General features: G+C 36.8%; 23 protein-coding genes and 2 tRNA genes. 23 read left to right on the top strand and 2 right to left on the bottom strand.

All coding sequences use genetic code 11. The annotated features are described in order from the left end of the window. Window positions 1-154: 154 nt before the first annotated feature. From spoVT to CWO92_RS21695, 8 genes are all read left to right on the top strand, one after another. Window positions 155-691, top strand: a complete 537-nt coding sequence (gene spoVT / locus CWO92_RS21735) for a stage V sporulation protein T (RefSeq protein ID WP_101356329.1) — start codon at window positions 155-157, stop codon at window positions 689-691. Between the two features lie 273 nt (window positions 692-964). Then, complete coding sequence (locus CWO92_RS21730; RefSeq protein ID WP_235851654.1) at window positions 965-2,542, top strand: putative polysaccharide biosynthesis protein; 1,578 nt, start codon at window positions 965-967, stop codon at window positions 2,540-2,542. A 6-nt stretch (window positions 2,543-2,548) separates the two neighbouring features. Continuing rightward, window positions 2,549-4,006: a bifunctional methyltransferase/pyrophosphohydrolase YabN gene (yabN, locus tag CWO92_RS21725; RefSeq protein WP_101356300.1), complete on the top strand. Its 1,458-nt coding sequence runs from the start codon at window positions 2,549-2,551 to the stop codon at window positions 4,004-4,006. A gap of 20 nt (window positions 4,007-4,026) precedes the next feature. Then, complete coding sequence (locus CWO92_RS21720) at window positions 4,027-4,290, top strand: RNA-binding S4 domain-containing protein (RefSeq protein WP_101356328.1); 264 nt, start codon at window positions 4,027-4,029, stop codon at window positions 4,288-4,290. A 279-nt stretch (window positions 4,291-4,569) separates the two neighbouring features. After that, window positions 4,570-4,875, top strand: coding sequence for a sporulation protein YabP (gene yabP, locus CWO92_RS21710; RefSeq protein WP_101356298.1), 306 nt, complete (start codon window positions 4,570-4,572; stop codon window positions 4,873-4,875). Beyond that, window positions 4,872-5,510 (top strand): spore cortex biosynthesis protein YabQ, encoded by a 639-nt coding sequence (gene yabQ, locus CWO92_RS21705; protein ID WP_101356297.1) that lies wholly within the window; start codon window positions 4,872-4,874, stop codon window positions 5,508-5,510. The genes yabP and yabQ overlap by 4 nt, the downstream gene beginning before the upstream one ends. Before the next feature lie 38 nt (window positions 5,511-5,548). Continuing rightward, entirely contained in the window at window positions 5,549-5,956 is a 408-nt protein-coding gene (locus CWO92_RS21700; RefSeq protein ID WP_101356296.1) for an FtsB family cell division protein, read from the top strand. A 74-nt stretch (window positions 5,957-6,030) separates the two neighbouring features. Beyond that, entirely contained in the window at window positions 6,031-6,435 is a 405-nt protein-coding gene (locus CWO92_RS21695) for a S1 domain-containing RNA-binding protein (protein ID WP_101356295.1), read from the top strand. A 242-nt stretch (window positions 6,436-6,677) separates the two neighbouring features. Here the strand turns inward: CWO92_RS21695 and CWO92_RS21690 are convergent. Then, window positions 6,678-6,749 (bottom strand) — tRNA-Glu (locus tag CWO92_RS21690). A gap of 10 nt (window positions 6,750-6,759) precedes the next feature. Then, window positions 6,760-6,836 (bottom strand) — tRNA-Met (locus CWO92_RS21685). Between the two features lie 339 nt (window positions 6,837-7,175). On the opposite strand from CWO92_RS21685, the gene spoIIE reads away from it, so the two are divergent. The 15 genes from spoIIE to lysS all read left to right on the top strand — a co-directional run bounded on the left by spoIIE (window position 7,176) and on the right by lysS (window position 23,625). Beyond that, complete coding sequence (gene spoIIE / locus CWO92_RS21680; RefSeq protein WP_101356294.1) at window positions 7,176-9,650, top strand: stage II sporulation protein E; 2,475 nt, start codon at window positions 7,176-7,178, stop codon at window positions 9,648-9,650. A gap of 127 nt (window positions 9,651-9,777) precedes the next feature. Beyond that, a complete protein-coding gene (locus CWO92_RS21675; protein WP_101356293.1) occupies window positions 9,778-10,515 on the top strand; it encodes a vWA domain-containing protein in 738 nt (245 codons plus the stop codon). Beyond that, the gene (gene prkT / locus CWO92_RS21670) at window positions 10,484-11,473 is read left to right on the top strand and encodes a serine/threonine protein kinase PrkT (RefSeq protein WP_101356292.1); all 990 of its coding nucleotides are present in this window, start codon (window positions 10,484-10,486) and stop codon (window positions 11,471-11,473) included. The genes CWO92_RS21675 and prkT overlap by 32 nt, the downstream gene beginning before the upstream one ends. Window positions 11,474-11,589: 116 nt before the next feature. Then, on the top strand, window positions 11,590-13,011 hold the full coding sequence (tilS, locus tag CWO92_RS21665) for a tRNA lysidine(34) synthetase TilS (protein ID WP_101356291.1): 1,422 nt from the start codon (window positions 11,590-11,592) through the stop codon (window positions 13,009-13,011). After that, window positions 13,011-13,556, top strand: a complete 546-nt coding sequence (gene hpt / locus CWO92_RS21660; RefSeq protein WP_101356290.1) for a hypoxanthine phosphoribosyltransferase — start codon at window positions 13,011-13,013, stop codon at window positions 13,554-13,556. Before tilS ends, hpt begins: the two co-directional genes overlap by 1 nt. 133 nt (window positions 13,557-13,689) lie before the next feature. Beyond that, window positions 13,690-15,687: an ATP-dependent zinc metalloprotease FtsH gene (ftsH, locus tag CWO92_RS21655; RefSeq protein WP_101356289.1), complete on the top strand. Its 1,998-nt coding sequence runs from the start codon at window positions 13,690-13,692 to the stop codon at window positions 15,685-15,687. Between the two features lie 197 nt (window positions 15,688-15,884). Continuing rightward, window positions 15,885-16,655, top strand: a complete 771-nt coding sequence (locus CWO92_RS21650; RefSeq protein WP_101356288.1) for a type III pantothenate kinase — start codon at window positions 15,885-15,887, stop codon at window positions 16,653-16,655. 15 nt (window positions 16,656-16,670) lie between these two features. Beyond that, window positions 16,671-17,549, top strand: a complete 879-nt coding sequence (gene hslO, locus CWO92_RS21645; RefSeq protein ID WP_101356287.1) for an Hsp33 family molecular chaperone HslO — start codon at window positions 16,671-16,673, stop codon at window positions 17,547-17,549. Between the two features lie 12 nt (window positions 17,550-17,561). After that, on the top strand, window positions 17,562-18,449 hold the full coding sequence (locus CWO92_RS21640) for a peptidyl-prolyl cis-trans isomerase (RefSeq protein ID WP_101356286.1): 888 nt from the start codon (window positions 17,562-17,564) through the stop codon (window positions 18,447-18,449). Between the two features lie 221 nt (window positions 18,450-18,670). Further along, window positions 18,671-19,597, top strand: coding sequence for a cysteine synthase A (cysK, locus tag CWO92_RS21635; protein WP_101356285.1), 927 nt, complete (start codon window positions 18,671-18,673; stop codon window positions 19,595-19,597). A 222-nt stretch (window positions 19,598-19,819) separates the two neighbouring features. Next, window positions 19,820-20,653, top strand: a complete 834-nt coding sequence (gene folP / locus CWO92_RS21630; RefSeq protein WP_101356284.1) for a dihydropteroate synthase — start codon at window positions 19,820-19,822, stop codon at window positions 20,651-20,653. After that, the gene (gene folB / locus CWO92_RS21625) at window positions 20,646-21,011 is read left to right on the top strand and encodes a dihydroneopterin aldolase (protein WP_101356283.1); all 366 of its coding nucleotides are present in this window, start codon (window positions 20,646-20,648) and stop codon (window positions 21,009-21,011) included. The genes folP and folB overlap by 8 nt, the downstream gene beginning before the upstream one ends. Continuing rightward, a complete protein-coding gene (folK, locus tag CWO92_RS21620) occupies window positions 21,008-21,535 on the top strand; it encodes a 2-amino-4-hydroxy-6-hydroxymethyldihydropteridine diphosphokinase (RefSeq protein WP_101356282.1) in 528 nt (175 codons plus the stop codon). The genes folB and folK overlap by 4 nt, the downstream gene beginning before the upstream one ends. Then, a complete protein-coding gene (locus CWO92_RS21615) occupies window positions 21,487-21,702 on the top strand; it encodes a helix-turn-helix domain-containing protein (RefSeq protein ID WP_101356281.1) in 216 nt (71 codons plus the stop codon). Before folK ends, CWO92_RS21615 begins: the two co-directional genes overlap by 49 nt. Window positions 21,703-22,143: 441 nt before the next feature. Next, window positions 22,144-23,625: a lysine--tRNA ligase gene (lysS, locus tag CWO92_RS21610; protein ID WP_165786744.1), complete on the top strand. Its 1,482-nt coding sequence runs from the start codon at window positions 22,144-22,146 to the stop codon at window positions 23,623-23,625. The last annotated feature ends 299 nt before the right edge of the window (window positions 23,626-23,924 follow it).

Raw genomic sequence — 23,924 nt, 5'->3', positions numbered from 1 at the left:
ATTTGTATTTTTTGGGCCAAAAAATTAACTCACATGTATAGAACTTCCTAGATGAAAGATACTAATGACAACGTTGGTAAAAGATTCATTCATTTACAAATTAGGCAGTGAGATGCCGAATAAAAATCATCTGATGAAAGTGAGGCAACATAAGATGAAAGCAACTGGAATTGTTCGTCGTATTGATGATTTAGGAAGAGTTGTAATTCCAAAAGAAATCCGCAGAACATTACGTATCCGAGAAGGGGACCCGTTGGAAATTTTTGTTGATCGGGACGGGGAAGTCATTTTAAAGAAATATTCTCCTATTAGTGAGTTAAGCGATTTTGCAAAGGAATATGCTGAAGCATTATATGACAGCTTAACGAGCCAGGTATTGATCTGTGATAGAGATGCAGTAATTGCTGTTGCAGGAGGATCGAAAAAGGACTACTTAAATAAAAACATTGGTGAAATTATCGAAAAAGCAATGGAGGATCGTAACCCAATTCTTGTTACCAATAAGGGACAAGCAACATTGGTAGATGGTTACGAAGAAGAGCTTTCCTCCTATACTATTTCCCCAATAGTTGCAAATGGAGATCCGATTGGTGCAGTAGTTATTTTCTCAAAAGACCGGACTATCGGTGAAGTGGAACAAAAAGCAACAGAAACAGCTGCCGGATTTTTGGCAAGACAAATGGAGCAGTAAAACTCTACAGAAATGGTTTGAAGCGGGTAAATAGCCTGCTTCTTCTTTTTTGAATGGGTTTTTCTTTAATTTGTTTCTTATCATACAGAACTTATTTCAGCTTTATTCAAGTATTAAAAGTATAAACCTTTTGGGAATAAAGACGTTTCATATCCAAGTCAACTACGACTTATAACAAATAAAGAAAAGGATTTAACAGCTTTTGTTATGTTCCCCCTTTTCCGTATGATATGCTATAATACGACATATTTTAGGATAGGAAGGTCGAAGAATTTGCCTCAGGAGGATTCCAAAAAGTTATTTAAAGGAGCATTGATTTTAACCATTGCAGCAACGATTACAAAAATCCTTAGTGCTGTTTATCGTGTGCCGTTCCAAAATATAGTAGGGGATGTAGGTTTTTACATATATCAACAAATATATCCAATTTATGGAGTTGCCATCTCTTTAGCTACTTATGGTTTTCCTGTGATTATTTCGAAATTTATTGCAGAGGGTGAAGCAGCAAATAGTAATATAAAGCAAATGATGAAATCCATCTTTCTAATGCTAAGTTCATTGGGGATTATTTTGTTTTTGCTTTTTTTCATCGGAGCTCCATATATAGCAGACTTAATGGGGGATTCAAAATTAGGGCCATTAATAAGGATTATTGCCTTTTCTTTTTTGCTGGTACCATTTATCTCTGTTATAAGGGGTTTCTTTCAAGGGATAGGGAGCATGCTTCCAACAGCTATATCACAAGTAACGGAGCAATTTATTAGAGTGGCATCTATTTTACTCTTGACCTATTTTTTAGTAAGGAAGGGCTACTCCTTATATATAGCTGGTGAAGGGGCGCTTATTGGCTCGGTTATCGGCGGAGTGGTATCCCTTTTGGTATTAATCTGGTTCTTGCTTTGGTTTAGAAATAGGCATCCACTGTCAGTAAGGGTTTCGCCGATGATATTAGGGAAGAAAACTTTTTTGCTGCAAGGCTTAGCAATTTGTATCAGTGGGATGATGTTGGTTTTATTCCAATTTGTTGATTCCTTAGATATCTATGCTCTATTAACAAAATCTGGGGTTTCTATTGGGGAAGCCAAAAGCCTAAAAGGAATCTATGACCGTGGGCAACCATTATTACAATTAGGAACCATAGTGGCTACCTCTTTGTCCTTAACATTGGTGCCTTTAATTTCGGGAGCATTTCAAAATGGAGACTTATCTAGTTTAAAGGAAAAAGTGGGTATTGCTTTAAAAATAAGCATTATTGTCGGGATAGGATCGGCTATTGGATTAATCAATATCATTCATCCGACTAATATCATGCTTTTCAAAAACGATCATGGTTCTCTTGTACTGGCGGTATTTTCCGTATCCATCCTTTTTAGTTCTATCATTTTAACCATAACGGGTATTTTACAAGGTATCGGTCGTGTATACATTCCTGCCTTATATATGGTGATTGGAGTAATCGTGAAATTTCTTACTAACCAACTCCTTGTTCCTAAATTTGGGACATTAGGAGCATCTGTAGCTACGGTCCTTTCCTTATGTATGGTAGCAGTTTTTTTTATGAAGGAACTTAGAAAGTTAAAAATAGGAAAATTACCGGCGTTATTTTATATAAAAGTGCTTGCCTCTGCGTTTATTATGACTCTAGTATTGCAAATTTGGCTAATATGCTTAGAAAGTTTTCTTCCTTCTAACCGGCTTTCAAGTGTTATTCTTGCACTGTCTGGAGTTGTGATTGGTGGAGCTGCATATATTATTTCCATAATGTGCTTCAAAGTATTTTTAAGAGAGGACGTTCTTTTTCTTCCATTTGGTGAAAGGCTTTTTCGAATTTTTACGAATAAGGAGAGATAGTATTAGATGAGCAATCAAATTATGGTTATTGGATTGGGAGCCGGCGATATTGATCAGCTGCCTTTAGGTATTTATAAATTAGTCAAGAATGCTAAAGTGCTTTTTTTGAGAACGAAGGAACATCCGGTTGTAAGTGATTTGGAAGCAGAAGGTATTCATTTTGTTAGCTTTGATAATGTGTATGAGCGAAATGACCAATTTGAAGAAGTGTATGAGGAAATTACAGAAAGCTTGCTCACAGCTGCGAAAAACGAAAATATTGTTTATGCTGTACCGGGACATCCGCTCGTTGCAGAAAAGACCGTTCAATTATTATTGGAAAGAGGAGAGAAACAAGGGATTGAAATTCTTATAGGTGGAGGTCAAAGCTTTATTGACCCTTTATTTGCGGCTGTTAAAGCAGATCCGATTGAAGGATTTCAGTTGTTAGATGGAACTGATTTACATAGGGACGATATTCGTACCAACCAACACCTCATTATTGGACAGGTGTATGATGCGTTTAGTGCTTCTAATGTGAAATTAACATTGATGGAAAAATATCCAGATGATTATAATGTGTTTATCGTAACTGCGGCTGGTTCAAAAGAGGAATCTATTAAACAAATTCCTTTATATGAATTGGATCGCCAGGTCGAAATCAATAATTTAACAAGCGTTTATGTACCTCCAATGAAAAAAACATTACTAAAGGAATTTTCTGCTTTGCGGTCTATCATTGCGGAGTTAAGGGGACCGAATGGCTGTCCATGGGATAAGAAGCAAACGCATCTCTCTTTAAAAAAATATTTAATAGAAGAATCCTATGAATTATTAGAAGCAATTGATGAAGATGATATAGATCATATTGTTGAGGAGCTCGGGGATGTTCTACTTCAAGTTATGCTGCATGCACAAATTGGGGAAGATGAAGGGATGTTTTCAATAGAGGATGTAATAGAAGGAATTTCTGATAAAATGATTCGCAGACATCCGCATGTTTTTGGTGATACTGTTGCAAAAGATGTGGAGGTTGTATTGAAGAATTGGAATGAAATAAAAGGGCAGGAAAAAGGGCACGGAGCCCAAAAAACTGTTTTAGATGAAGTTGGAAAGGGTTTGCCAGCATTGATTAGGGCATATGAATACCAAAAGAGTGCATCCAAACTCGGCTTTGATTGGGATCGGGCGGAAGAAGCTTGGAAAAAAGTGATTGAGGAAATGAAGGAATTTCAGGAAGAGATAACGAAAAAGGATAAACAGAAGCAGATATCAGAGTTTGGAGATCTGTTATTTGCAATGGTGAATGTAGGTCGTTTATTATCCATTTATCCGGAAGAAGCACTTGAAATGACAAATCAGAAGTTTAAAAGAAGATTCCAATTTATAGAGGAACAAGTAGAATCAAGAGGTAAAACATTTTCTGATTTTACATTAGCAGAACTTGATCAATTTTGGAATCAAGCAAAAAAAGCAGGATTATAGAGGTGGAAATCATGACAACAATGAGATTAGATAAATTTTTAAAAGTTTCAAGATTAATAAAAAGAAGAACCCTTGCAAAGGAAGTAGCGGATCAAGGAAGAATCACGATAAATGGTCAGCAGGCAAAGGCGAGTTCAAATGTGAAAATTGGCGATGAGCTTGTTGTTCGCTTCGGTCAGAGACTAGTAACGGTAAAGGTAGAAAACCTGCAGGAAAATACTCGTAAAGAGGATGCTGCCGGTATGTATACTGTCCTTAAAGACGAACGTATCAACCAAGAGTAGATGCTCCCTTTTTAGGGAGTTTTTTAATAGAGGAACAAGTATTATTGGTTAAAGAACTGCCTCCGTACGTTTTTCTTTATCTCAGTCAAGACTACGAAGGTGAAATTTGGAAGCTTAATTTCACTCATTCATACGCCGATAAACAGGCACTATTGCTTTTCTTTATAGGCTTGTTCTTTTTTTGTCCTCTGCGTCATACACATGATTATATAGCTTGGACTAGTTATAAACAGCTTGAATTTTAAGTATGGCCAGGAATACGGAAAGCGGGGGATTGAGTTGAGTCAATATTATGATACACCTTCTAGTGGAAAAAATGTAAATCAAGAGCATGATGTCATTATGAGAGGGAGGAAGCTTTTAGACATTACAGGTGTAAAGCAGGTTGATAGTTTTGATAATGAAGAGTTTTTATTGGAAACGGTAATGGGGTTTTTAGCGATACGTGGACAAAATTTGCAAATGAAAAATTTAGATGTAGAAAGAGGAATTGTTTCCATTAAAGGGAAGGTCTTTGACCTCGTATATTTAGATGAACATCATGGGGAGAAAGCTAAAGGTTTCTTTAGCAAGCTATTCCGATGAGCTTAACCACGCAGTTTTACACAATGCTTGCCATGATCGCGATGGGAAGCATTTTTGGTGCCTCCCTTGATACGTATAACCGTTTCCTTCAAAGAGGCAAACGAAAAAGGTGGATTGTATTCATCAATGATGTGATGTTTTGGTTAATACAGGGACTAGCCGTCTTCTATATTTTGTTTTTAGTCAACTATGGAGAAATCCGTTTTTATATATTTGTGGCCTTAGTCTGTGGTTTTGCAGCATACCAGGCATTAATGAAAAATATTTATTTGAAATTACTTGAAATTTTAATCAGTGCAGTCATATTGATCTACCAATTTATAGTAAAATTATTTATGTCACTGATTTTTAATCCTATAAAATGGATTGTGCTGGCATTTGTTACCTTAACCATCACATTAGGAAAGGTACTATTGTCTCTTGTAAAAGTGATAGTACAGATGTTATTATGGGTCATAAAGATAATTTTTTCTCCGTTAAAATGGATTTTTGCATTATTTTGGAAACTGCTGCCTGAATCAATTAAAAAATCCGTCGAAAAGTTATCTATAAGATTAGCAGGTTTTTTTAAAAACATTAAGAATAAATTTATATATATTTGGAAATATATATTTGGCATCTTTTATAAAAAGTAGTTCGAGCTTTATAAGAAGCAGAGATAGGAGGTTTAGAGATGGGTGTTAGGAAAGAAAAAAATATTACTTCGATGGAAAATGCGTATACAAAACAGCAAATGGTGAAAGAGAAAGTAAAGGCAAGAAGGAAAAAATTACTTTTTCGCAGATTGGTTGTATTCGGTATTATCGCGGTTGCATCGGTATATTTATTGGTTTCTACACTCATTTCGAGAAACCATCAGCTAGAGGCAAAACAAGCAGAAAAAGTGAAGCTTGAGAAAAAGCTGGCTGATTTAAAGAAAAAAAAGTCCTATCTTCAGGATGAGGTAGTAAAATTGAACGATGATAATTATATTGCAAAGCTAGCTAGAAGTGAATATTTCCTTTCTGAAAAGGGGGAAATAATTTTTAACATCCCAGATGACAAGAAAAAGAAGGATGAGGATAAAGATGTGTCTTATTGACACTCTTTTTTAACGTCCGATATAATATATATTAAGCTTTATCTTTTATCTTTTTAAGGAGGAAATTATTTTTTATGTCGATCGAAGTAGGCAGCAAGTTACAAGGGAAAGTAACAGGGATCACTAATTTTGGAGCGTTTGTCGAGTTGCCAGAAGGCTCAACAGGACTTGTTCACATTAGTGAAGTAGCGGATAACTATGTGAAGGATATTAATGAGCATTTGAAAGTTGGCGATGAGGTCCAAGTAAAAGTCATTAATGTTGAGAAAGATGGCAAAATTGGTTTATCGATTCGAAAAGCGAAGGAACAGGCACCAACTCAGAAACCACGTCATAATAAACCAAGTTTTAACCAACGCCCAAAAGAAAATTTCGAGCAGAAAATGGCTCGTTTTTTAAAGGATAGTGAAGATCGTCTATCTTCATTAAAACGCCATACCGAGTCAAAACGCGGCGGTCGTGGTGCTAGACGAGGCTAACTTGCTGTCTATTAACATATAGCAGGTGAAGGGAACCTTCATAAATAAAAAGGACATTCTTCTTGTTAAGAGGAATGTCCTTTTTTGCTTGTAAAATAAAAAAATGGCTAGCATCTCTGCTAACCATTTATCCTTGTCCAGCTCGGCCTATCGGAAGAGCAAGGCGCTTTCGCTTTTTTTTGNCATTTATCCTTGTCCAGCTCGGCCTATCGGAAGAGCAAGGCGCTTTCGCTTTTTTTTGATGACCCGTACGGGATTCGAACCCGTGTTACCGCCGTGAAAGGGCGGTGTCTTAACCGCTTGACCAACGGGCCAATATGAAATTGGTAGCGGCGGAGGGGATCGAACCCACGACCTCACGGGTATGAACCGTACGCTCTAGCCAGCTGAGCTACGCCGCCATATTTAAAAGATATTTCAAAAGCACAAGTTCTATAATACATATGGAATATTTTTTTGTCAATATACTTTTCGATTTTTTTTTTAAAAGGGAATAAAATTGTTTTTAAAATACTGTCGAATGGCTTTAATACTAATAGTATACATACCTAATATGCAAAAAGGATAAAGATTTTCTGTGGATCATCACATTATTTGCCGAGAATCATGGAAGACCATCCGTCTTTTCGCTGAAAGAAGTCGAACTTTTCTTTCAACTCACTTCTCAATTTTGACAAACTTCTAGACTTGTCCAATATATAATGGTTTGCAACTACTAACGCCAAAGGAGTGTATATAAAATGGAAAAGGCGGAACATAGCTTTATAGATCAGGGGAGTAACTTAGAGGAAACAAAGCTCGAAGTTTCCAAAAGATTAACGAGTCTTCAAGTAAAGCTAGACCAATTCTTTCTCCAGAAAGGTGTAGCTCTCATTCTCATCGGTTTTTTACTGGGCAGGGCCCTAATATTATCTCACCTATCTCCATTTGCATTACCATTCTTTGTTTCTGTGTATATGATGAGGCGAAAAAAAGCACCATTAGTTTTACTCGGGCTACTGGTAGGTGCCTTTACCTTATCCATTGCCAATACTGCTTTTACTTTTTCGTGTGCTGTCATTTTTTTAGTCGCTTTTCGACTGCTTGCCAGATTTCAGCGTGATGAAATCAAGGCACTGCCTTACTATGTGTTTTTTACCTCTTTTGCGGCAAGATGTGTCTTTCTCTATATACAAAATCGTGAAACGATAACGTTATACGATGGTATGATGGCCGGTGTAGAGGCAAGTTTAACATTTATCCTCACTCTCATATTTATGCAGAGCATTCCACTTTTATCACTTAAAAAAAGAAAAAAGAGTTATAAGACGGAAGAGGTTGTCAGCCTAATAATTATGTTGGCATCCGTTCTTACAGGAACCATTGGTTGGTCCATCTATAACCTATCTGTAGAGCATATCTTATCGAGATACTTGGTCCTTCTCTTCGCATTTGTAGGAGGTGCAACGGTTGGTTCAACAGTAGGGGTCGTAACGGGTTTAATCTTCAGCTTAGCCAATGTATCTAGTTTCTATCAAATGAGTTTACTTGCCTTCTCAGGATTACTAGGGGGCTTGTTAAAGGAAGGAAGGAGAATCGGAACTTCCATTGGTTTATTAATCGCCACGGTGTTAATTGGAATGTATGGGGATTCCCAAACACCTTTGATACAAAATATATATGAATCAAGTATTGCCATCTTGCTGCTATTAATAACACCGCAGCAATTAACCTCTAAAATGGCAAAACATATACCTGGCACATCAGAATTCGCTATGGAACAACAACAATATATGAGGAAAATCAGGGACATCACAGTTCATCGAGTAGAACAATTCTCCTCTGTGTTTCAAGCACTTTCCAATAGTTTTTCACAATACGATCAATGGAGGGATGGGGAACAGGAGGATCAGGAACTCGATTTTTTCTTAAGCAATGTGACAGAAAAAACTTGTCAGTCCTGTTTTAAAAAAGAACAATGCTGGGCAAAGAACTTTGATAAAACTTATGATTTGATGAAAAAAGTGATGGATGATTATGATCATGGTGAAGGTGTGTTGCCGCAACGAACCCATCGTGAGTTAGAAAAGCATTGTGTAAGAGCAAAGAAAGTAGAAGGTGCTATTTACCAAGAGTTAACATTTTATTATGCTAATCAAAAGTTAAGAAAACAGGTTAAGGAAAGCCGAAAGCTAGTCGCGGAACAATTATTGGGTGTTTCCGAAGTAATGGGCGATTTTGCTAATGAAATTAAAAGAGAAAGAGAGAATCACCAAAAGCAAGAGGAAATGATTTTAGATGCTTTGCAAGATTTTGGTTTAGAAATTGAGCAAGTCGAAATATATTGTCTGGAAGAAGGAAATATTGATATCGATATGACGATTCCGACAAATAATAGCCATGGGGAATGTGAAAAGATTATTGCACCTTTGCTATCTGATATTTTAGGAGAAACTATTATTGTTAAAAAAGCAGAATACGTGGCATATCCTAATGGATATACTTATGTAACCTTTAGGTCTGATAAATCGTATGTTGTAAAAACTGGTGTTGCCCATGCGGCAAAAGGTGGAGGCTTCATTTCTGGAGATAGCTATTCCATGATAGAACTTGGGGCAAGAAAATATGCAATTGCTATCAGCGATGGAATGGGAAATGGAGAAAGGGCACACCATGAGAGTAATGAAACACTCAAATTACTGCAAAAGATTCTACAATCTGGAATTGAAGAGAAAGTAGCTATTAAATCTGTCAATTCTATTCTTTCCTTAAGGACAACAGATGAAATCTTCTCAACGCTTGATTTGGCAATGATTGATTTACAAGATGCCAGTGTGAAGTTTTTAAAGATAGGATCAACTCCAAGTTTTATTAAGAGAGGCAATAAAGTATTGAAAGTTGAATCTAGTAATTTGCCTATGGGGATTATTCAAGAGTTTGATGTAGATGTGGTCTCTGACCAGCTTAAGGCGGGAGATCTTCTTGTGATGATGAGTGATGGAATATTTGAAGGACCGAAGCATGTAGAGAATTATGATGTATGGATGAAGCGTAAAATAAAAGAACTGCAAACCGAAGATCCACAGGAAATAGCTGATTTAATCATGGAGGAGGTTATTCGGACAAGATCTGGAGTAATCGAAGATGATATGACAATAGTTGTAGCAAAAATTGAACACAATACCCCAAAATGGGCGGCTATTCCAGTTAGCAAACGCAAGGCATTAATATCATAGAAGAATACTTGTTGAAACTAAAAAAATAGTAAACATAAAAAGTATAAAACCCCTTCAAATCGTCGATGATGGTAGTAACTAAATTTCTTTTCATCCCATAATAACGACCTTTTGGAGGGGAAATTCTTTGAAAACAGGAACTTTAAAGCAAATATTATTGATTACAGACGGATGTTCAAATCAGGGTGGCGATCCAGTAGCAATGGCTGCCTTGGCAAAAGAACAGGGAATTACGATTAATGTTATTGGAGTTATGGAAAATGATGTGATTGATGAGAAAGGCATGCAGGAAATTGAAGGGATATCCATGTCAGGTGGAGGTATCAGTCAAATTGTATATGCTCAAAGTTTATCGCAAACGGTTCAGATGGTGACGAGAAAAGCGATGACACAAACCTTACAAGGTGTGGTGAATCGTGAATTAAAACATATATTAGGACGAAATACATCTATGGAAGAACTCCCGCCTGATCAAAGAGGAGAGGTAATGGAGGTGGTGGACGAGCTTGGTGAAACGGTAGACTTGGACGTGTTGATTCTTGTCGATACAAGTGCAAGTATGAAGCATAAGCTGCCAACTGTAAAAGAGGCCTTGCTTGATCTATCTTTAAGCTTAAATGCGAGAATGGGAAATAATCAATTTTCAGTTTTTGTATTTCCCGGGAAAAGGAAAGATGTCGAAAAATTGCTAGATTGGACACCAAGATTAGAATCACTTACTTCGATTTTTTCGAAACTTAGCGTAGGCGGCATTACACCAACTGCTCCTGCTATTAAAGAGGCAATTGCATATTTCAATAAAAAACGTTCTTTAAGGGGTTTGTTATCACGTGATGATGAACAATACTTTGAAGAGTCAATATAAATTTCGACCCGGAACTGTCATTAATGGTAAATGGAATAAGAATTACTATACACTTATTCATGAGCTAGGTTATGGTGCCAATGGAATGGTATATTTAGCAGAAAGCAAACAAGGGTATGTAGCACTGAAAATGAGTGATAATGCCATGTCCATAACCTCGGAGGTAAATGTTTTAAAGTCTTTTTCAAAGGTCCCAGGGAGCACCCTCGGACCTTCTTTACTAGAAATCGATGATTGGGAAACACAAAATAACAGGATTCCCTTCTATGTCATGGAATATATTCATGGACCTGATCTTTTAACCTTCGTGCAAAAAAAAGGCAGTGGGTGGTCGGATGTATTAATTTTGCAGCTTTTAAGTGATTTAGATCGTCTTCATCAAGAAGGCTGGGTATTTGGAGATTTAAAACCAGAGAACTTAATAGTAACAGGTCCTCCTACTCGGATTCGTTGTATTGATGTAGGTGGAACAACGATGATAGGAAGGGCTATTAAGGAGTATACGGAGTTTTTCGATAGAGGTTATTGGGGAGCTGGTTCCAGAAAAGCAGAGCCAAGTTATGACTTGTTTGCCGCAGCAATGGTAATGATTAATTTAGCTTATCCTAAAAGATTCCAAAAACAGGGAGATGGCTTTATACAGCTAAAAAAGGCAATTCAAGCAAAACCCGAATTAGCAGAGCATCGTGAAATATTATGGAAGGCTATAAATGGGAAATATAGTAATGCATTAGAAATGAGGAAGGATTTATTAAAAAATATTTCTCATGGTTCAGTTGGTAATCCAGATAGTTCTTCTTCGGTGAAAGGGATATCAACTAAACCAAAAAAGACTGGCTCCGCTTCACGGGTGAAACGAAGAAGACAAAGCAAATTTACCTCTTTTTTAGAAACAATCATGATTATTTTGGTCATATCATTTCTATATATTTTATATGTATATGACCATTTAATGTAGAAAGGGGACATGAGGTCTCCCTTTTTCATTAAAACTTCAAATTTGAAGTGAAAGCTATATCGTTATTTTGGTACTATATTCATATGATATTTTATTAATTGAAGGAAAGAATACATATGCTGTCATTTGAAGCAAAAGTTACTGAATTTATTAAAAATCATCGGCTGCTGGAAAAAGGAGATTCCCTTTTAATTGGAGTATCCGGAGGGCCAGACTCACTGGCTCTAGTCCATTATTTATATCAAAGGAAGGACTATTTCTCCGTTTCCTTGACAGTTGCACATGTTGATCATATGCTGCGTGGCCGAGAGTCCTACGAGGATTTGTTATTTGTAGAGGAATTTTGTCATAACCTTGGCATTAATATCGCAGTTAAAAGAATCAATATTGAGGAAAAGGTTCATAGGGAAGGAAATGGTTTTGAAGAGACAGCAAGAAAATATCGCTATCAATTTTACGATGATACCATGGAACAATTAGGCTTAAATAAGCTTGTACTTGGCCATCATGGGGATGACCAAATAGAGACGATATTGATGAGATTAACGCGCGGCAGTTCAGGGAAAGGACGCGCTGGAATTCCACTGCGCAGAAAAGTTGCATATGGAGAATTAATAAGACCCCTTCTTTGCGTTACAAAAAGAGAAATAGAAGAGTATTGCCATTATTACCAATTAACTCCACGGATTGACCCTACCAACCAATCTGTTGATTATACTAGAAATCGCTTTCGAATGGATATTCTTCCATTTTTAAAAAAGGAAAATAGTCATGTTCATGAGCATTTTCAGCGTTTTAGCGAGGACTTATTGGAGGATGAATCATTTTTGCAGGAATTAACGGAGAAAAAAATGAATAAAGTATGGAATAAAACAGATGGTGAAATCACCATTAACATTAACTCCTTTTCTGCAATGCCTTTGCCTTTACAAAGGAGAGGGATTCAACTAATATTAAACTATCTCTATAAAGAAAATCCTGGCACTTTTCTATCCGTTCATATTGATGCTGTTCTTAATTTAGTGTCTAATCCCCATCAACCTTCTGGAAAACTAGATTTACCTTTAGGTTTAAAGGTAATCCGTTCCTACGAAAGTTGCCGCTTTTCCTTTGCGGTGGAAGAATTATCTTCTGCATATGAGTTTATGCTAGAGGACGGAGCTCAAGTAATTCTTCCAAATGGATACATGATTGAAATGTTTAAGGGGGAGCATCCTACATTGAACGAAGGGAATAATATCATTTGTATACATTCAAACGATATTACATTTCCAGTCATCGTTCGAACAAAACGGAATGGTGACCGAATGAAAGTAAAAGGATTAAATGGAACAAAAAAAGTGAAGGATATATTTATTGACGAAAAAGTTCCGATAGATGAAAGGGAGATATGGCCCATTGTAACAGATCAAGAAGGAATTATTTTGTGGATTCCTGGTTTGAAGAAATCATGTTACGCCAAGCCGCCCGTGCCTAATGAAGCATATTATATATTACAATACTGCAAACAAACATCTTCTAGGGGGCAACCAAGTTAATGAAACAAGACATTGAAAAAGTATTAATTTCAGAAGAAGAATTACAAAAAAAGACAAAAGAATTAGCAGCACAACTGACAAAAGAATATGACGGTCGTTTTCCATTAGCCATAGGGGTATTAAAAGGAGCAACATTGTTTATGGCTGATTTAGTGAAACAAATCGACACTTATTTGGAAATGGATTTCATGGATGTATCAAGCTATGGAAGATCTACTGTTTCTTCTGGGGAGGTCAAGATACTGAAAGATTTGGACACCTCAGTGGAAGGAAGAGATATTCTTATTATTGAAGATATCATTGACAGTGGTCTGACTTTAAGCTATTTAGTGGAGCTGTTCCGTTACCGAAAGGCAAAATCCATTAAAATTGTTACCTTGCTGGATAAACCAACCGGTCGAAAGGCTGATATAGAGGCTGATTATGTGGGCTTCATCGTTCCTGATGCTTTTGTGGTCGGTTATGGATTAGATTACGCTGAAAGGTATCGAAATCTTCCTTATATCGGGGTATTGAAGCCAGAAGTGTATAGTAAAGGTGAATAAGTTTACAATAACAATATAGTCGTTTGGAAAATGCTTTCAAAAAAGCCGTAATCGCAAGTGCAAATGGTTGAAATTGCAAGATTCTCTATGATACTATTTATTATAGTTTTCTGAACGTGGGAGGAGGTAAGGAATGAGCAGAATATTTAGAAATACAATCTTTTATGTATTATTATTCCTCGTTCTTATTGGTATCGTAAGTTACTTTAACAATAACAATGAGCCTACGAAGAATATATCATATGACCAATTTGTTTCTTCCTTAGATAAGGGGGAAGTCAAAAACTTCTCTATGCAGCCTGAAAGAGGTGTATATGAAGTTAGAGGAGAACTCAATAACAAAGAACAATTCCTTACATACGTAATGAATAGTCAGGCAGCGCTTGATCGTATTGATAAAGCGGCTGCAAATACAAAAGTTGATGTAATGATGGCAAAAGAAACAAGCGGTTGGGTATCTTTTTTCACCTCAATAATTCCGTTTGTCATCATTTTTATTCTCTTCTTCTTCTTGCTTAACCAGGCTCAAGGCGGCGGTGGCCGTGTGATGAATTTTGGGAAAAGCAAAGCAAAGCTTTACAACGATGACAAGAAAAAAGTCCGCTTCCGTGATGTAGCTGGTGCGGATGAAGAAAAACAAGAACTTGTGGAAGTGGTAGAGTTCTTGAAAGACCCAAGGAAATTTGCGGAGCTTGGAGCAAGAATTCCTAAAGGGGTACTTCTTGTAGGACCTCCTGGTACTGGTAAAACATTACTAGCTCGTGCAGTTGCTGGCGAAGCGGGAGTGCCATTTTTCTCTATAAGTGGTTCTGACTTTGTTGAAATGTTTGTCGGTGTCGGTGCTTCCCGTGTTCGTGATTTATTTGAAAATGCGAAGAAAAATGCTCCATGTATTATATTTATTGATGAAATTGATGCAGTTGGTCGTCAGCGTGGTGCCGGATTAGGCGGTGGACATGATGAACGTGAACAAACATTAAACCAATTGCTTGTTGAAATGGATGGATTTGGCGCTAATGAAGGAATTATTATTATTGCAGCAACAAACCGCCCAGATATTTTAGACCCTGCATTACTTCGTCCGGGTCGTTTTGACAGACAAATTACTGTTGACCGTCCTGATGTTAATGGACGTGAAGCTGTCTTAAGAGTTCATGCACGTAATAAGCCTCTAGATCCAACAGTAGATTTAAAAGCAATTGCTGCAAGAACACCTGGTTTTTCAGGCGCAGACCTTGAAAACCTACTAAATGAGGCAGCACTAGTTGCAGCAAGACAAGATAAGAAAAAAATCGATATGGAAGATGTCGATGAGGCAACAGATCGTGTTATTGCTGGGCCGGCGAAGAAGAGCCGAGTTATATCTAAAAAGGAACGAAATATTGTTGCTTATCATGAAGGTGGTCATACCGTTATCGGCTTAGTTTTAGATGAGGCTGAAATGGTTCATAAAGTAACGATTGTACCACGCGGACAGGCGGGCGGATATGCCGTGATGCTACCGAAGGAAGACCGTTATTTTATGACAAAGCCAGAATTGCTTGATAAGATAACTGGCTTATTAGGTGGCCGTGTTGCTGAGGAAATAACATTCGGCGAAGTATCAACAGGGGCTTCAAACGATTTCCAACGTGCAACGAATATAGCTCGGAAAATGGTAACTGAATTTGGTATGAGTGACAAGCTTGGACCATTACAGTTTGGTCAATCACAAGGCGGTCAGGTCTTTTTAGGAAGAGATTTGAATAATGAACAAAACTATTCAGATGAAATTGCTTTTGAAATTGACAGGGAAATCCAAAGCATTATTAAAGAGTGCTATGACCGAGCTAAAAAGATTCTTACCGAAAATCGCGATAAGCTGGAAATTATCGCTCAAACATTGTTAAAGGTGGAAACATTGGATGCGGAACAAATCCGTTCATTATATGAAAATGGTACATTGCCGGATCGCAGTTCTGCAGCATATTTAGAAAGCAAAAAAGTGGATGTGGATAGTGATTCATTAAGAGTCAACATTCAAAAGAAATCAGAAGAAATGACAGAGAAACAAGATGAACCTTCTAGGCCGGAAAAGTTAGGTCCAACCAATACAAATAGCCGAGAAGATTCTGATGAGCCAAAAGAATAAGGTAAGATTAAAGGGGACATCTAAAATCCGATGTCCCTTTTATTTTTACAACAATTTTCATTTAAGAATATGGATTTCTACTTCACAGGGCAATAAAACAGGAATATATAATTTTTTAAGATAAAACCGTTCCTATTTTAGGATGGAAATATGGTATGATGTTGGCATGCAATTAGACTAATTAAAGTGGTGATAGTATGTTATTTGTTTTAGACGTAGGGAATACCAATATTGTCCTCGGGATTTATGATGATGATAAAATGAAACATCATTGGAGGATTGAAACAGATCGCTTTAAATCTGAAGATGAATATGCAATGATTATAAATTCCCTTTTTCAACATGTAGGAATTCATTTTAAGGATATCAATGGTGTCATTATTTCCTCTGTTGTGCCTCCTATTAACTATGCTCTAGAACGTATGTGTAATAAATACTTTAATGTTAAACCTCTAATCGTCGGTCCAGGTGTGAAAACTGGATTGGACATTAAATATGATAACCCTAAAGAAGTTGGGGCAGATAGAATTGTCAATGCGGTTGCCGGAATACATGAATATGGAAGCCCGCTCATTATAGTGGATTTTGGAACGGCTACGACTTATTGCTTTATAAACGAAGAAGGACAGTATTTAGGTGGAGCTATCGCGCCTGGTATCGGCATTTCTGCAGAAGCTTTATATTCAAGGGCATCGAAATTGCCGCGTATAGAAATTGCCCGACCAGAAGGGATTGTAGGGAAAAATACGGTTGCTGCGATGCAGGCTGGAATTGTATATGGATATGTTGGTCAAGTTGAAGGTATTGTTTCCAGGATGAAAGCAAAGAGTAAAAAAGAACCGATTGTTATAGCGACAGGAGGTCATTCCAGTCTAATAGCAAGTGAATCAAAATTAATTGATATTGTGGATCCTTTCTTGACTTTAAAAGGATTAAGTCTCATATATAAAAGGAATACAAGTGAGTAGAAGGAGGCTTTTCGATTGGGAGATTATTTAATTAAAGCTTTAGCTTATAACGGACAAGTGCGCGCATATGCTGCGAAGAGCACTGATACAGTAGGAGAGGCGCAACGACGCCATTATACATGGCCAACAGCATCTGCCGCGTTGGGACGTGCCATGACGGCTGGTGTAATGATGGGAGCAATGTTAAAAGGGGAAGAAAAATTAACTATTAAGATTGAAGGTCACGGACCTATCGGCGTAATCATTGTTGATAGTAATGCTAAAGGGGATGTGCGTGGGTATGTTACCAATCCACAAACCCATTTTGATTTAAATGAACATGGCAAATTAGATGTTCGCCGTGCAGTAGGAACAGAAGGAACACTAACAGTCGTAAAAGATCTAGGGTTGCGTGAGCATTTTTCAGGTCAAGTGCCAATTGTCTCTGGTGAATTAGGTGAAGACTTCACTTATTATTTCGCTACTTCTGAACAGGTACCGTCCTCTGTTGGTGTAGGTGTATTAGTGAATCCTGATAACAGTATTTTAGCTGCTGGAGGCTTTATTATTCAGTTGCTTCCAGGTACAAATGAGGAAGTAATAGATGATATTGAAAAGAGAATTCAAGCTAGCCCGCCTATCTCGAAATTGATTCAACAAGGTTTAAGTCCGGAAGAAATCTTAAACAGTTTATTGGGTGAAGGAAACGTAAAAGTACTTGAAAAAATGCCAATCCAGTTTAAATGTAATTGTTCTAAGGAAAGATTTGCTGCTGCTATAATCAGCTTGGGGAAAACAGAAATTGAAGATATAATTCATGAAGATGGGCAAGCTGAAACACAATGTCATTTTTGTAATTCGAAATATCTTTTTTCTAAAGAAGAACTTGAAGAATTAGCCGAAGAAGCGAAATAAGGAGAGAGAAGCTTGGGGAAGAAGCAGTTATTGTACATTATTGGTGGATTAGTCTTACTTAATATTTGTACCATCTTCTTTTTTACCTTTAGGGAAAACCAAAATGTCTATGCAAACAATAGCTTAAACGAAACAGTTGCAAGTATTGGCAACGAAAAAATTACCAGGCAAGACTGGCTATTGGCAATGGAGCAGCAAGGCGGAAAGGATATACTGCGGAATTTAATCGATCAAAAACTGATAGAAAAAATGGCAAAAAAATATGGAATAACAGTAACCAACAAAGAATTGAATCGGGAAATATTGATGACTAAATCTATGCAAGATTCAAATGATCAATTCGAAAATAATGATTTGTTAAGAAAAGAGATAAAAACAAATTTACTTTTTGAAAAATTGATTACGAAAGATGTAAAGGTTACGGAGGAACAGTTAAAAAAGTACTATCAGGATCATGAATATTTTTATGATATTCCAACCTTCTATAAGGTTTCCCTAATTGAGGTGAAAACTAAAAACGAAGCTGAGCAAATTATCGAAGCACTGAATAATGGTTCGAGTTTTGATGCCTTAGCAATGGAAACTTCCATTGATTCTGCCTCTAGTCCTCAGGGAGGAAACATTGGCTATATTTCGAAGGATTCTAAGGAGTATCCCTCAAATTTTTTACAAGCCATTGCGAATCTTAAAATAGATCAATACAGTAACCCAATTCCATATAAGGGGCATTTTGCGGTTGTTCAATTAACAGATCGAATAAACGAAAAAGTCTATTCTTATAATGAAGTGAAGGACCAAATTAGAAGGCAAGTTGCTTTAAGCTCTATAGAGAATAATGTAACCCCGGAATCATTTTGGAAGGAAAATCACGTAAAATGGTTTTATGGAGAGGATAAATAAAAGGCACAAGGTTTACAACTTGTGTCTTTTTTTTGTTCCTATGCAAGTTCTTTACAACAATTTCCATATATTGTTTTTTTATTTAAGTAGTCGAATAGCAGATTTGGGTAACATAATTGTAGCTGAAATATGTCGATGCTTTTTCGTTGACTTTTATTTAGACAAATGTTAATTTTTAGTTATTAAACCAATAAAAATACTCGGATTTTGGGGTGAATGTCGTGGCGCGAAATGTACAATCCGTAACGGAATTAATTGGAGAAACACCTGTAGTGAAAGTAAGTCGCTTGACTGGGGAAAATGATGCGGACCTATATCTTAAACTGGAATATATGAACCCAGGAAGCAGTGTGAAAGACCGAATTGCTTTAGCGATGATTGAAGCTGCTGAAAAGGCAGGAAAAATCAATCCTGGTGATACAATTGTAGAACCAACCAGCGGAAATACAGGTATTGGATTAGCAATGGTAGCAGCAGCAAAAGGTTATAATGCGGTTCTTGTCATGCCAGATACGATGAGTTTAGAACGTAGAAATCTACTTCGTGCTTATGGTGCTCAACTTGTTTTAACACCTGGTGCTGAAGGGATGAGAGGAGCGGTCAATAAGGCAGAGGAACTTGTCAAAGAGAACGGATATTTTATGCCTCAGCAATTCCAAAATGAGGCCAATCCAGAAATCCATCGTTTGACAACAGGAAAGGAAATTGTTGAGCAAATGGGTGACCAATTGGATGCGTTTGTAGCCGGAATTGGAACAGGTGGAACAATAAGTGGAGCAGGAAAAGTTCTAAAGGAAAAATATCCGGATATTAAAATATATGCAGTTGAGCCTGCAGACTCTCCTATATTAGCAGGGGGGAAACCAGGACCTCATAAGCTTCAAGGATTGGGAGCAAACTTTGTTCCAGATACGTTAGACCGAGAAATATATGATGAAATTATTCACGTACAAACAGAAGAGGCTTTTGAAGCATCCAGGACGGTAGCAAAACTCGAAGGAATTCTTGGCGGAATTTCAGGTGGTGCCGCCATTCACGCAGCATTAAAAGTTGCAAAAGAACTTGGAAAGGGTAAAAAGGTTCTAGCAATTATTCCGGATAATGGTGAACGCTACTTAAGTACTGCATTATATCAATTTGAGGATTAATATTAGAATGAAAAGGCAATTGGTTCATCCGATTGCCTTTTTTGTTCCTCAAAAAGGAAACATATGTTCCTGAATCTTGTTTTGCGGATTATTTATTACCGAAGTGTCTAATTTTAGTTTCTAGTCGGTGGTTCTTTTATTTTAATTAAATCAATGGGGGTTGTAGATTAGCTTCTAAAAGGTTTAGACTATAGTTAGTTATGGCTGAAAGGAGTTTAAAGAATGAGTCAGGTAATTCAATGTGGGCCACATCGATTAGATTATCAACATAGAACTTTGATTATGGGAATTTTAAATGTGACTCCAGATTCCTTTTCCGATGGCGGAAAATTTAACGATAATAAAAAAGCTTTAATACATGCTAAGGAAATGGTTCGGGACGGCGCAGATATTATCGATATAGGGGGAGAGTCTACTCGTCCGGGACATGAACCTATCAATACAAAGGAAGAAATCTCAAGAATTGTCCCAGTAATTTCAGAACTATCCAAAGAAATATCTATTCCTATTTCTATTGATACATATAAAGCAGAAACAGCAAAGAGTGCATTAGAAGCGGGAGCGCACATCATTAACGATGTTTGGGGAGCTAAAAAAGATCCTGAGATTGCTAATGTCGCCGCTGAACATGATGTCCCAATCATATTAATGCATAATCGAGAGAATAGAAATTATACAAATTTTATTCGAGACGTTTTACAAGATATTTATGAAAGTATATCCATAGCAAAAAAAGCGGGAGTGAAAGATGAAAATATCATTTTAGACCCAGGGATTGGATTTGCTAAAGATGTAAAAGAGAATATTGAGATGATGAAAAACTTGGACAAGCTCGTTGGATTAGGTTACCCGGTTCTTTTAGCTACGTCGAGAAAAACAATGATTGGGCAAATCTTAGATCTCCCTGTAGGAGAAAGACTGGAAGGAACAGGTGCAACCATTTGCTTTGGCATAGAAAAGGGATGTCAGCTTATTAGAGTACATGATGTAAAGGAAATGAGCAGAATGGCTAAAATGATGGATGTCCTAGTTGGCAAGGGAGAGTATAATGGATAAAATTTATTTAAATGAACTAGAATTTTATGGATATCATGGGGTTTTATCAGAGGAAAATCGTTTAGGTCAAAGATTCCGTGTATCATTAGTACTTGAACTTGATTTATCTAAAGCGGGTAAGAGTGATGATTTGAATGATACTGTAAGCTATGCAGAAGTGTATAACATTTGTAAAGATATAGTAGAGGGTAGACCTTATCGATTATTAGAGGCTGTGGCAGATAAGATAGCTACTTCGGTTTTAGACTATCATCCTTTCATTGTCCAGACAACAGTCAAAGTCATAAAACCCGACCCTCCTATCCCAGGACATTACCAATCAGTGGCGGTCGAAATTACAAGGAGTAAAACAAGATGATCAATACTGCATATCTATCATTAGGTTCAAATCTTGGGAATCGTGAAGAATTTTTGAAAGATGCACTAAAAATGTTAGTATCTTACCCTGAAATTGAACTTAGCAAGGCATCTTCCATATATGAAACGGACCCTGTTGGATATACGGAACAAGGTAATTTTTTGAATATGGTTGTAAAGGTGCAAACATCATTTTCTGCGGAACAACTGCTTGAAGTATGCCTCCTGACGGAAAAAGAATTAGGGAGAATTAGGAAAATTAGGTGGGGACCAAGAACGGTAGACCTTGACATTTTATTATTTAATAACGAAAATATAAAATCAGAGAAACTAATTATCCCACACCCAAGAATGCATGAAAGAGCATTTGTGCTGGTGCCGTTGTTGGAAATAGATCCGGTAGTACAGTTACCGACCTTGAAAACCCCTTTAAATGAAATTCTTAACGGAATACCTGATAAAGAAGGAGTTCGCTTATGGAAACAGATAAATGGGGAAGACGCATTCGCGCTTTTCGAAAATTAAAAGGTTATACCCAAGAAGAGTTAGCAAAAAATTTAAAGGTTTCTGTATCGATATTAGGAGAAATAGAAAGAGGAAGTCGTCTGCCTACGGAAAGCTTTTTAAAGGATGTAGCGGGTTTGCTTGAAATTCAAGTGGATGAGCTCACCCCTCCCGATGATGCAGAATGATAAGTGTTTATAAATAAATATAGTAAAGTACCTAGACTAATAGGTGAATCACCTGTACTAAATGAGCAAACATGTAGCACGAAAGGGTATGAAAGGAAATGGTCAAGTGCTACATAGCATTTGTAATTGTAATACAAGTGAATTTTTATCTGATTATGTAGCAGAAATAGAAGTAAGTGAAAGTTGGTTAATTAAGGATCTATTCTTAAACTTTGTTGTGTGTAAACGAAATTGTAGATAACAACCTTAATTGAGTGCCAAACTGCCAGTAATTCTGGCAGTTTTTTCACTAATTTATTAAATCTATACTTAATGGATGTCTGAATACTTAAGATTGTGTACAATAATAAAGTATATTCATTATAAAAAATAGAAGCATTTATAATGGCCTTATAAGTGAAGATAGTCAAAATAATAGATTGGAGTGGCAATAAAGTGAGTATGGAAGAATTAAATGATCAAGTGCTGGTAAGGCGCGAAAAAATGCAATCTATCCGTGAGAGTGGAATAGATCCATTCGGAAAACGATTTGATAGAACGCATAATACACAACAAATTAAAGAACTTTATGACGGATTGACTAAAGAAGAGTTAGATGAAAAAGATATTCATGTAACCATTGCTGGCCGCATTATGACGAAACGTGGAAAAGGAAAAGCTGGATTTGCTCATATTCAAGATTTGCAAGGACAAATTCAAGTCTATGTTCGTAAAGATGCTGTCGGAGATGAAAATTACGAGTTATTTAATACATTAGATTTAGGAGATATTATTGGTGTTACGGGTACAGTGTTTAGAACAAAGGTTGGAGAATTGTCTATTAAAGTAACAGAGTTTGTTCTCTTAACCAAGTCATTGCGTCCATTACCAGATAAATTTCACGGATTAAAAGATGTCGAACAACGTTATCGTCAACGTTATCTTGATTTAATTATGAGTGATGAGAGCAAACAGACGTTTATTACTCGCAGTTTGATTATCCAATCTATGCGCAGATATTTGGATGATCATGGATATTTAGAAGTAGAAACACCAATGATGCATGCAATAGCAGGTGGAGCGGCAGCACGTCCATTTATTACTCATCATAATGCGTTAGATATACCACTTTATATGCGTATTGCTATCGAGTTGCATTTAAAGAGACTTATTGTTGGTGGATTAGAAAAGGTATATGAAATTGGTCGAGTTTTCCGTAATGAAGGTGTTTCCACTAGACATAATCCGGAATTCACGATGATTGAATTATATGAAGCTTATGCGGATTATAGAGACATAATGAGCTTGACTGAGAATTTAATTGCTCATATTGCAAGAGAAGTGCTAGGTACTACTACTATTCAGTATGGAGAATATGAGGTTAATCTTGAACCAGAATGGCGCCGTCTTCATATGGTGGATGCGGTGAAGGAAGTTACTGGTGTTGACTTTTGGAAAGAGATGTCTGTTGAGGAAGCTCGTGCATTAGCGAAGGATCATGGAATTGAAATTGGCGAACATATGCAATTTGGTCATATCGTTAATGAATTCTTTGAACAAAAGGTGGAAGAGACTCTTATTCAACCGACCTTTATTTATGGACACCCCGTTGAAATCTCGCCACTTGCTAAAAAGAATGAGGAAGATCCTCGTTTTACCGATCGTTTTGAGTTGTTTATTGTGGGTCGCGAGCATGCAAATGCCTTTACAGAATTGAATGATCCGATTGATCAACGTCAACGTTTTGAAAAGCAATTGGAAGAGCGTGAACAAGGTAATGACGAAGCACATATGATGGATGAAGATTTCGTTGAAGCTCTTGAATACGGTATGCCTCCTACAGGTGGATTAGGCATTGGTGTAGACCGTTTAGTGATGCTATTAACAAACTCTGCATCCATTAGAGATGTTTTATTATTCCCGTTAATGAAAAACAAAGAATAAATTATACTAAAAGCTCTCGTTTATCGGGAGCTTTTAGCTTTTTTATTGTCATAACTATTGAATAACAACCATTATGGTGTTTTTTGTTATATTAATATATTAATTTTGTTAATAAATTATTAAAAAGCTATTGCATGTTAGTAAAAATGGTGGTATATTTATATTCGTTGTCCGGTAAGTAAGGATAAATTAAAAGACAACAAAAAACATGTTGACATCAGCACTGAGACGTGATATTATAGGAAAGTCGCTGATAAACGATGTTGGCCTTTGAAAACTGAACAGAACGAAACGTCAAT

It is taken from the genome of Heyndrickxia camelliae (genome assembly GCF_002844575.1).
GTDB classification, from domain to species: domain Bacteria; phylum Bacillota; class Bacilli; order Bacillales; family Bacillaceae_C; genus Margalitia; species Margalitia camelliae.
Note: the sequence above shows the minus strand (reverse complement) of the source record. Positions and strands in the feature narration are given on the sequence as shown.

Bases quoted from the DNA above. Each gene is read 5' to 3' on its own strand.
- spoIIE (WP_101356294.1), top strand. From the start codon at position 7,176: ATGGAAAAGGCGGAACATAGCTTTATAGATCAGGGGAGTAACTTAGAG.
- yabQ (WP_101356297.1), top strand. From the start codon at position 4,872: ATGAGCTTAACCACGCAGTTTTACACAATGCTTGCCATGATCGCGATG.
- folP (WP_101356284.1), top strand. From the start codon at position 19,820: ATGAGTCAGGTAATTCAATGTGGGCCACATCGATTAGATTATCAACAT.
- spoVT (WP_101356329.1), top strand. From the start codon at position 155: ATGAAAGCAACTGGAATTGTTCGTCGTATTGATGATTTAGGAAGAGTT.
- yabN (WP_101356300.1), top strand. From the start codon at position 2,549: ATGAGCAATCAAATTATGGTTATTGGATTGGGAGCCGGCGATATTGAT.
- folK (WP_101356282.1), top strand. From the start codon at position 21,008: ATGATCAATACTGCATATCTATCATTAGGTTCAAATCTTGGGAATCGT.
- hpt (WP_101356290.1), top strand. From the start codon at position 13,011: ATGAAACAAGACATTGAAAAAGTATTAATTTCAGAAGAAGAATTACAA.
- CWO92_RS21720 (WP_101356328.1), top strand. From the start codon at position 4,027: ATGAGATTAGATAAATTTTTAAAAGTTTCAAGATTAATAAAAAGAAGA.
- CWO92_RS21650 (WP_101356288.1), top strand. From the start codon at position 15,885: ATGTTATTTGTTTTAGACGTAGGGAATACCAATATTGTCCTCGGGATT.
- folB (WP_101356283.1), top strand. From the start codon at position 20,646: ATGGATAAAATTTATTTAAATGAACTAGAATTTTATGGATATCATGGG.
- prkT (WP_101356292.1), top strand. From the start codon at position 10,484: ATGATGAACAATACTTTGAAGAGTCAATATAAATTTCGACCCGGAACT.
- lysS (WP_165786744.1), top strand. From the start codon at position 22,144: ATGGAAGAATTAAATGATCAAGTGCTGGTAAGGCGCGAAAAAATGCAA.
- CWO92_RS21700 (WP_101356296.1), top strand. From the start codon at position 5,549: ATGGGTGTTAGGAAAGAAAAAAATATTACTTCGATGGAAAATGCGTAT.
- CWO92_RS21695 (WP_101356295.1), top strand. From the start codon at position 6,031: ATGTCGATCGAAGTAGGCAGCAAGTTACAAGGGAAAGTAACAGGGATC.
- CWO92_RS21615 (WP_101356281.1), top strand. From the start codon at position 21,487: ATGGAAACAGATAAATGGGGAAGACGCATTCGCGCTTTTCGAAAATTA.
- ftsH (WP_101356289.1), top strand. From the start codon at position 13,690: ATGAGCAGAATATTTAGAAATACAATCTTTTATGTATTATTATTCCTC.
- tilS (WP_101356291.1), top strand. From the start codon at position 11,590: ATGCTGTCATTTGAAGCAAAAGTTACTGAATTTATTAAAAATCATCGG.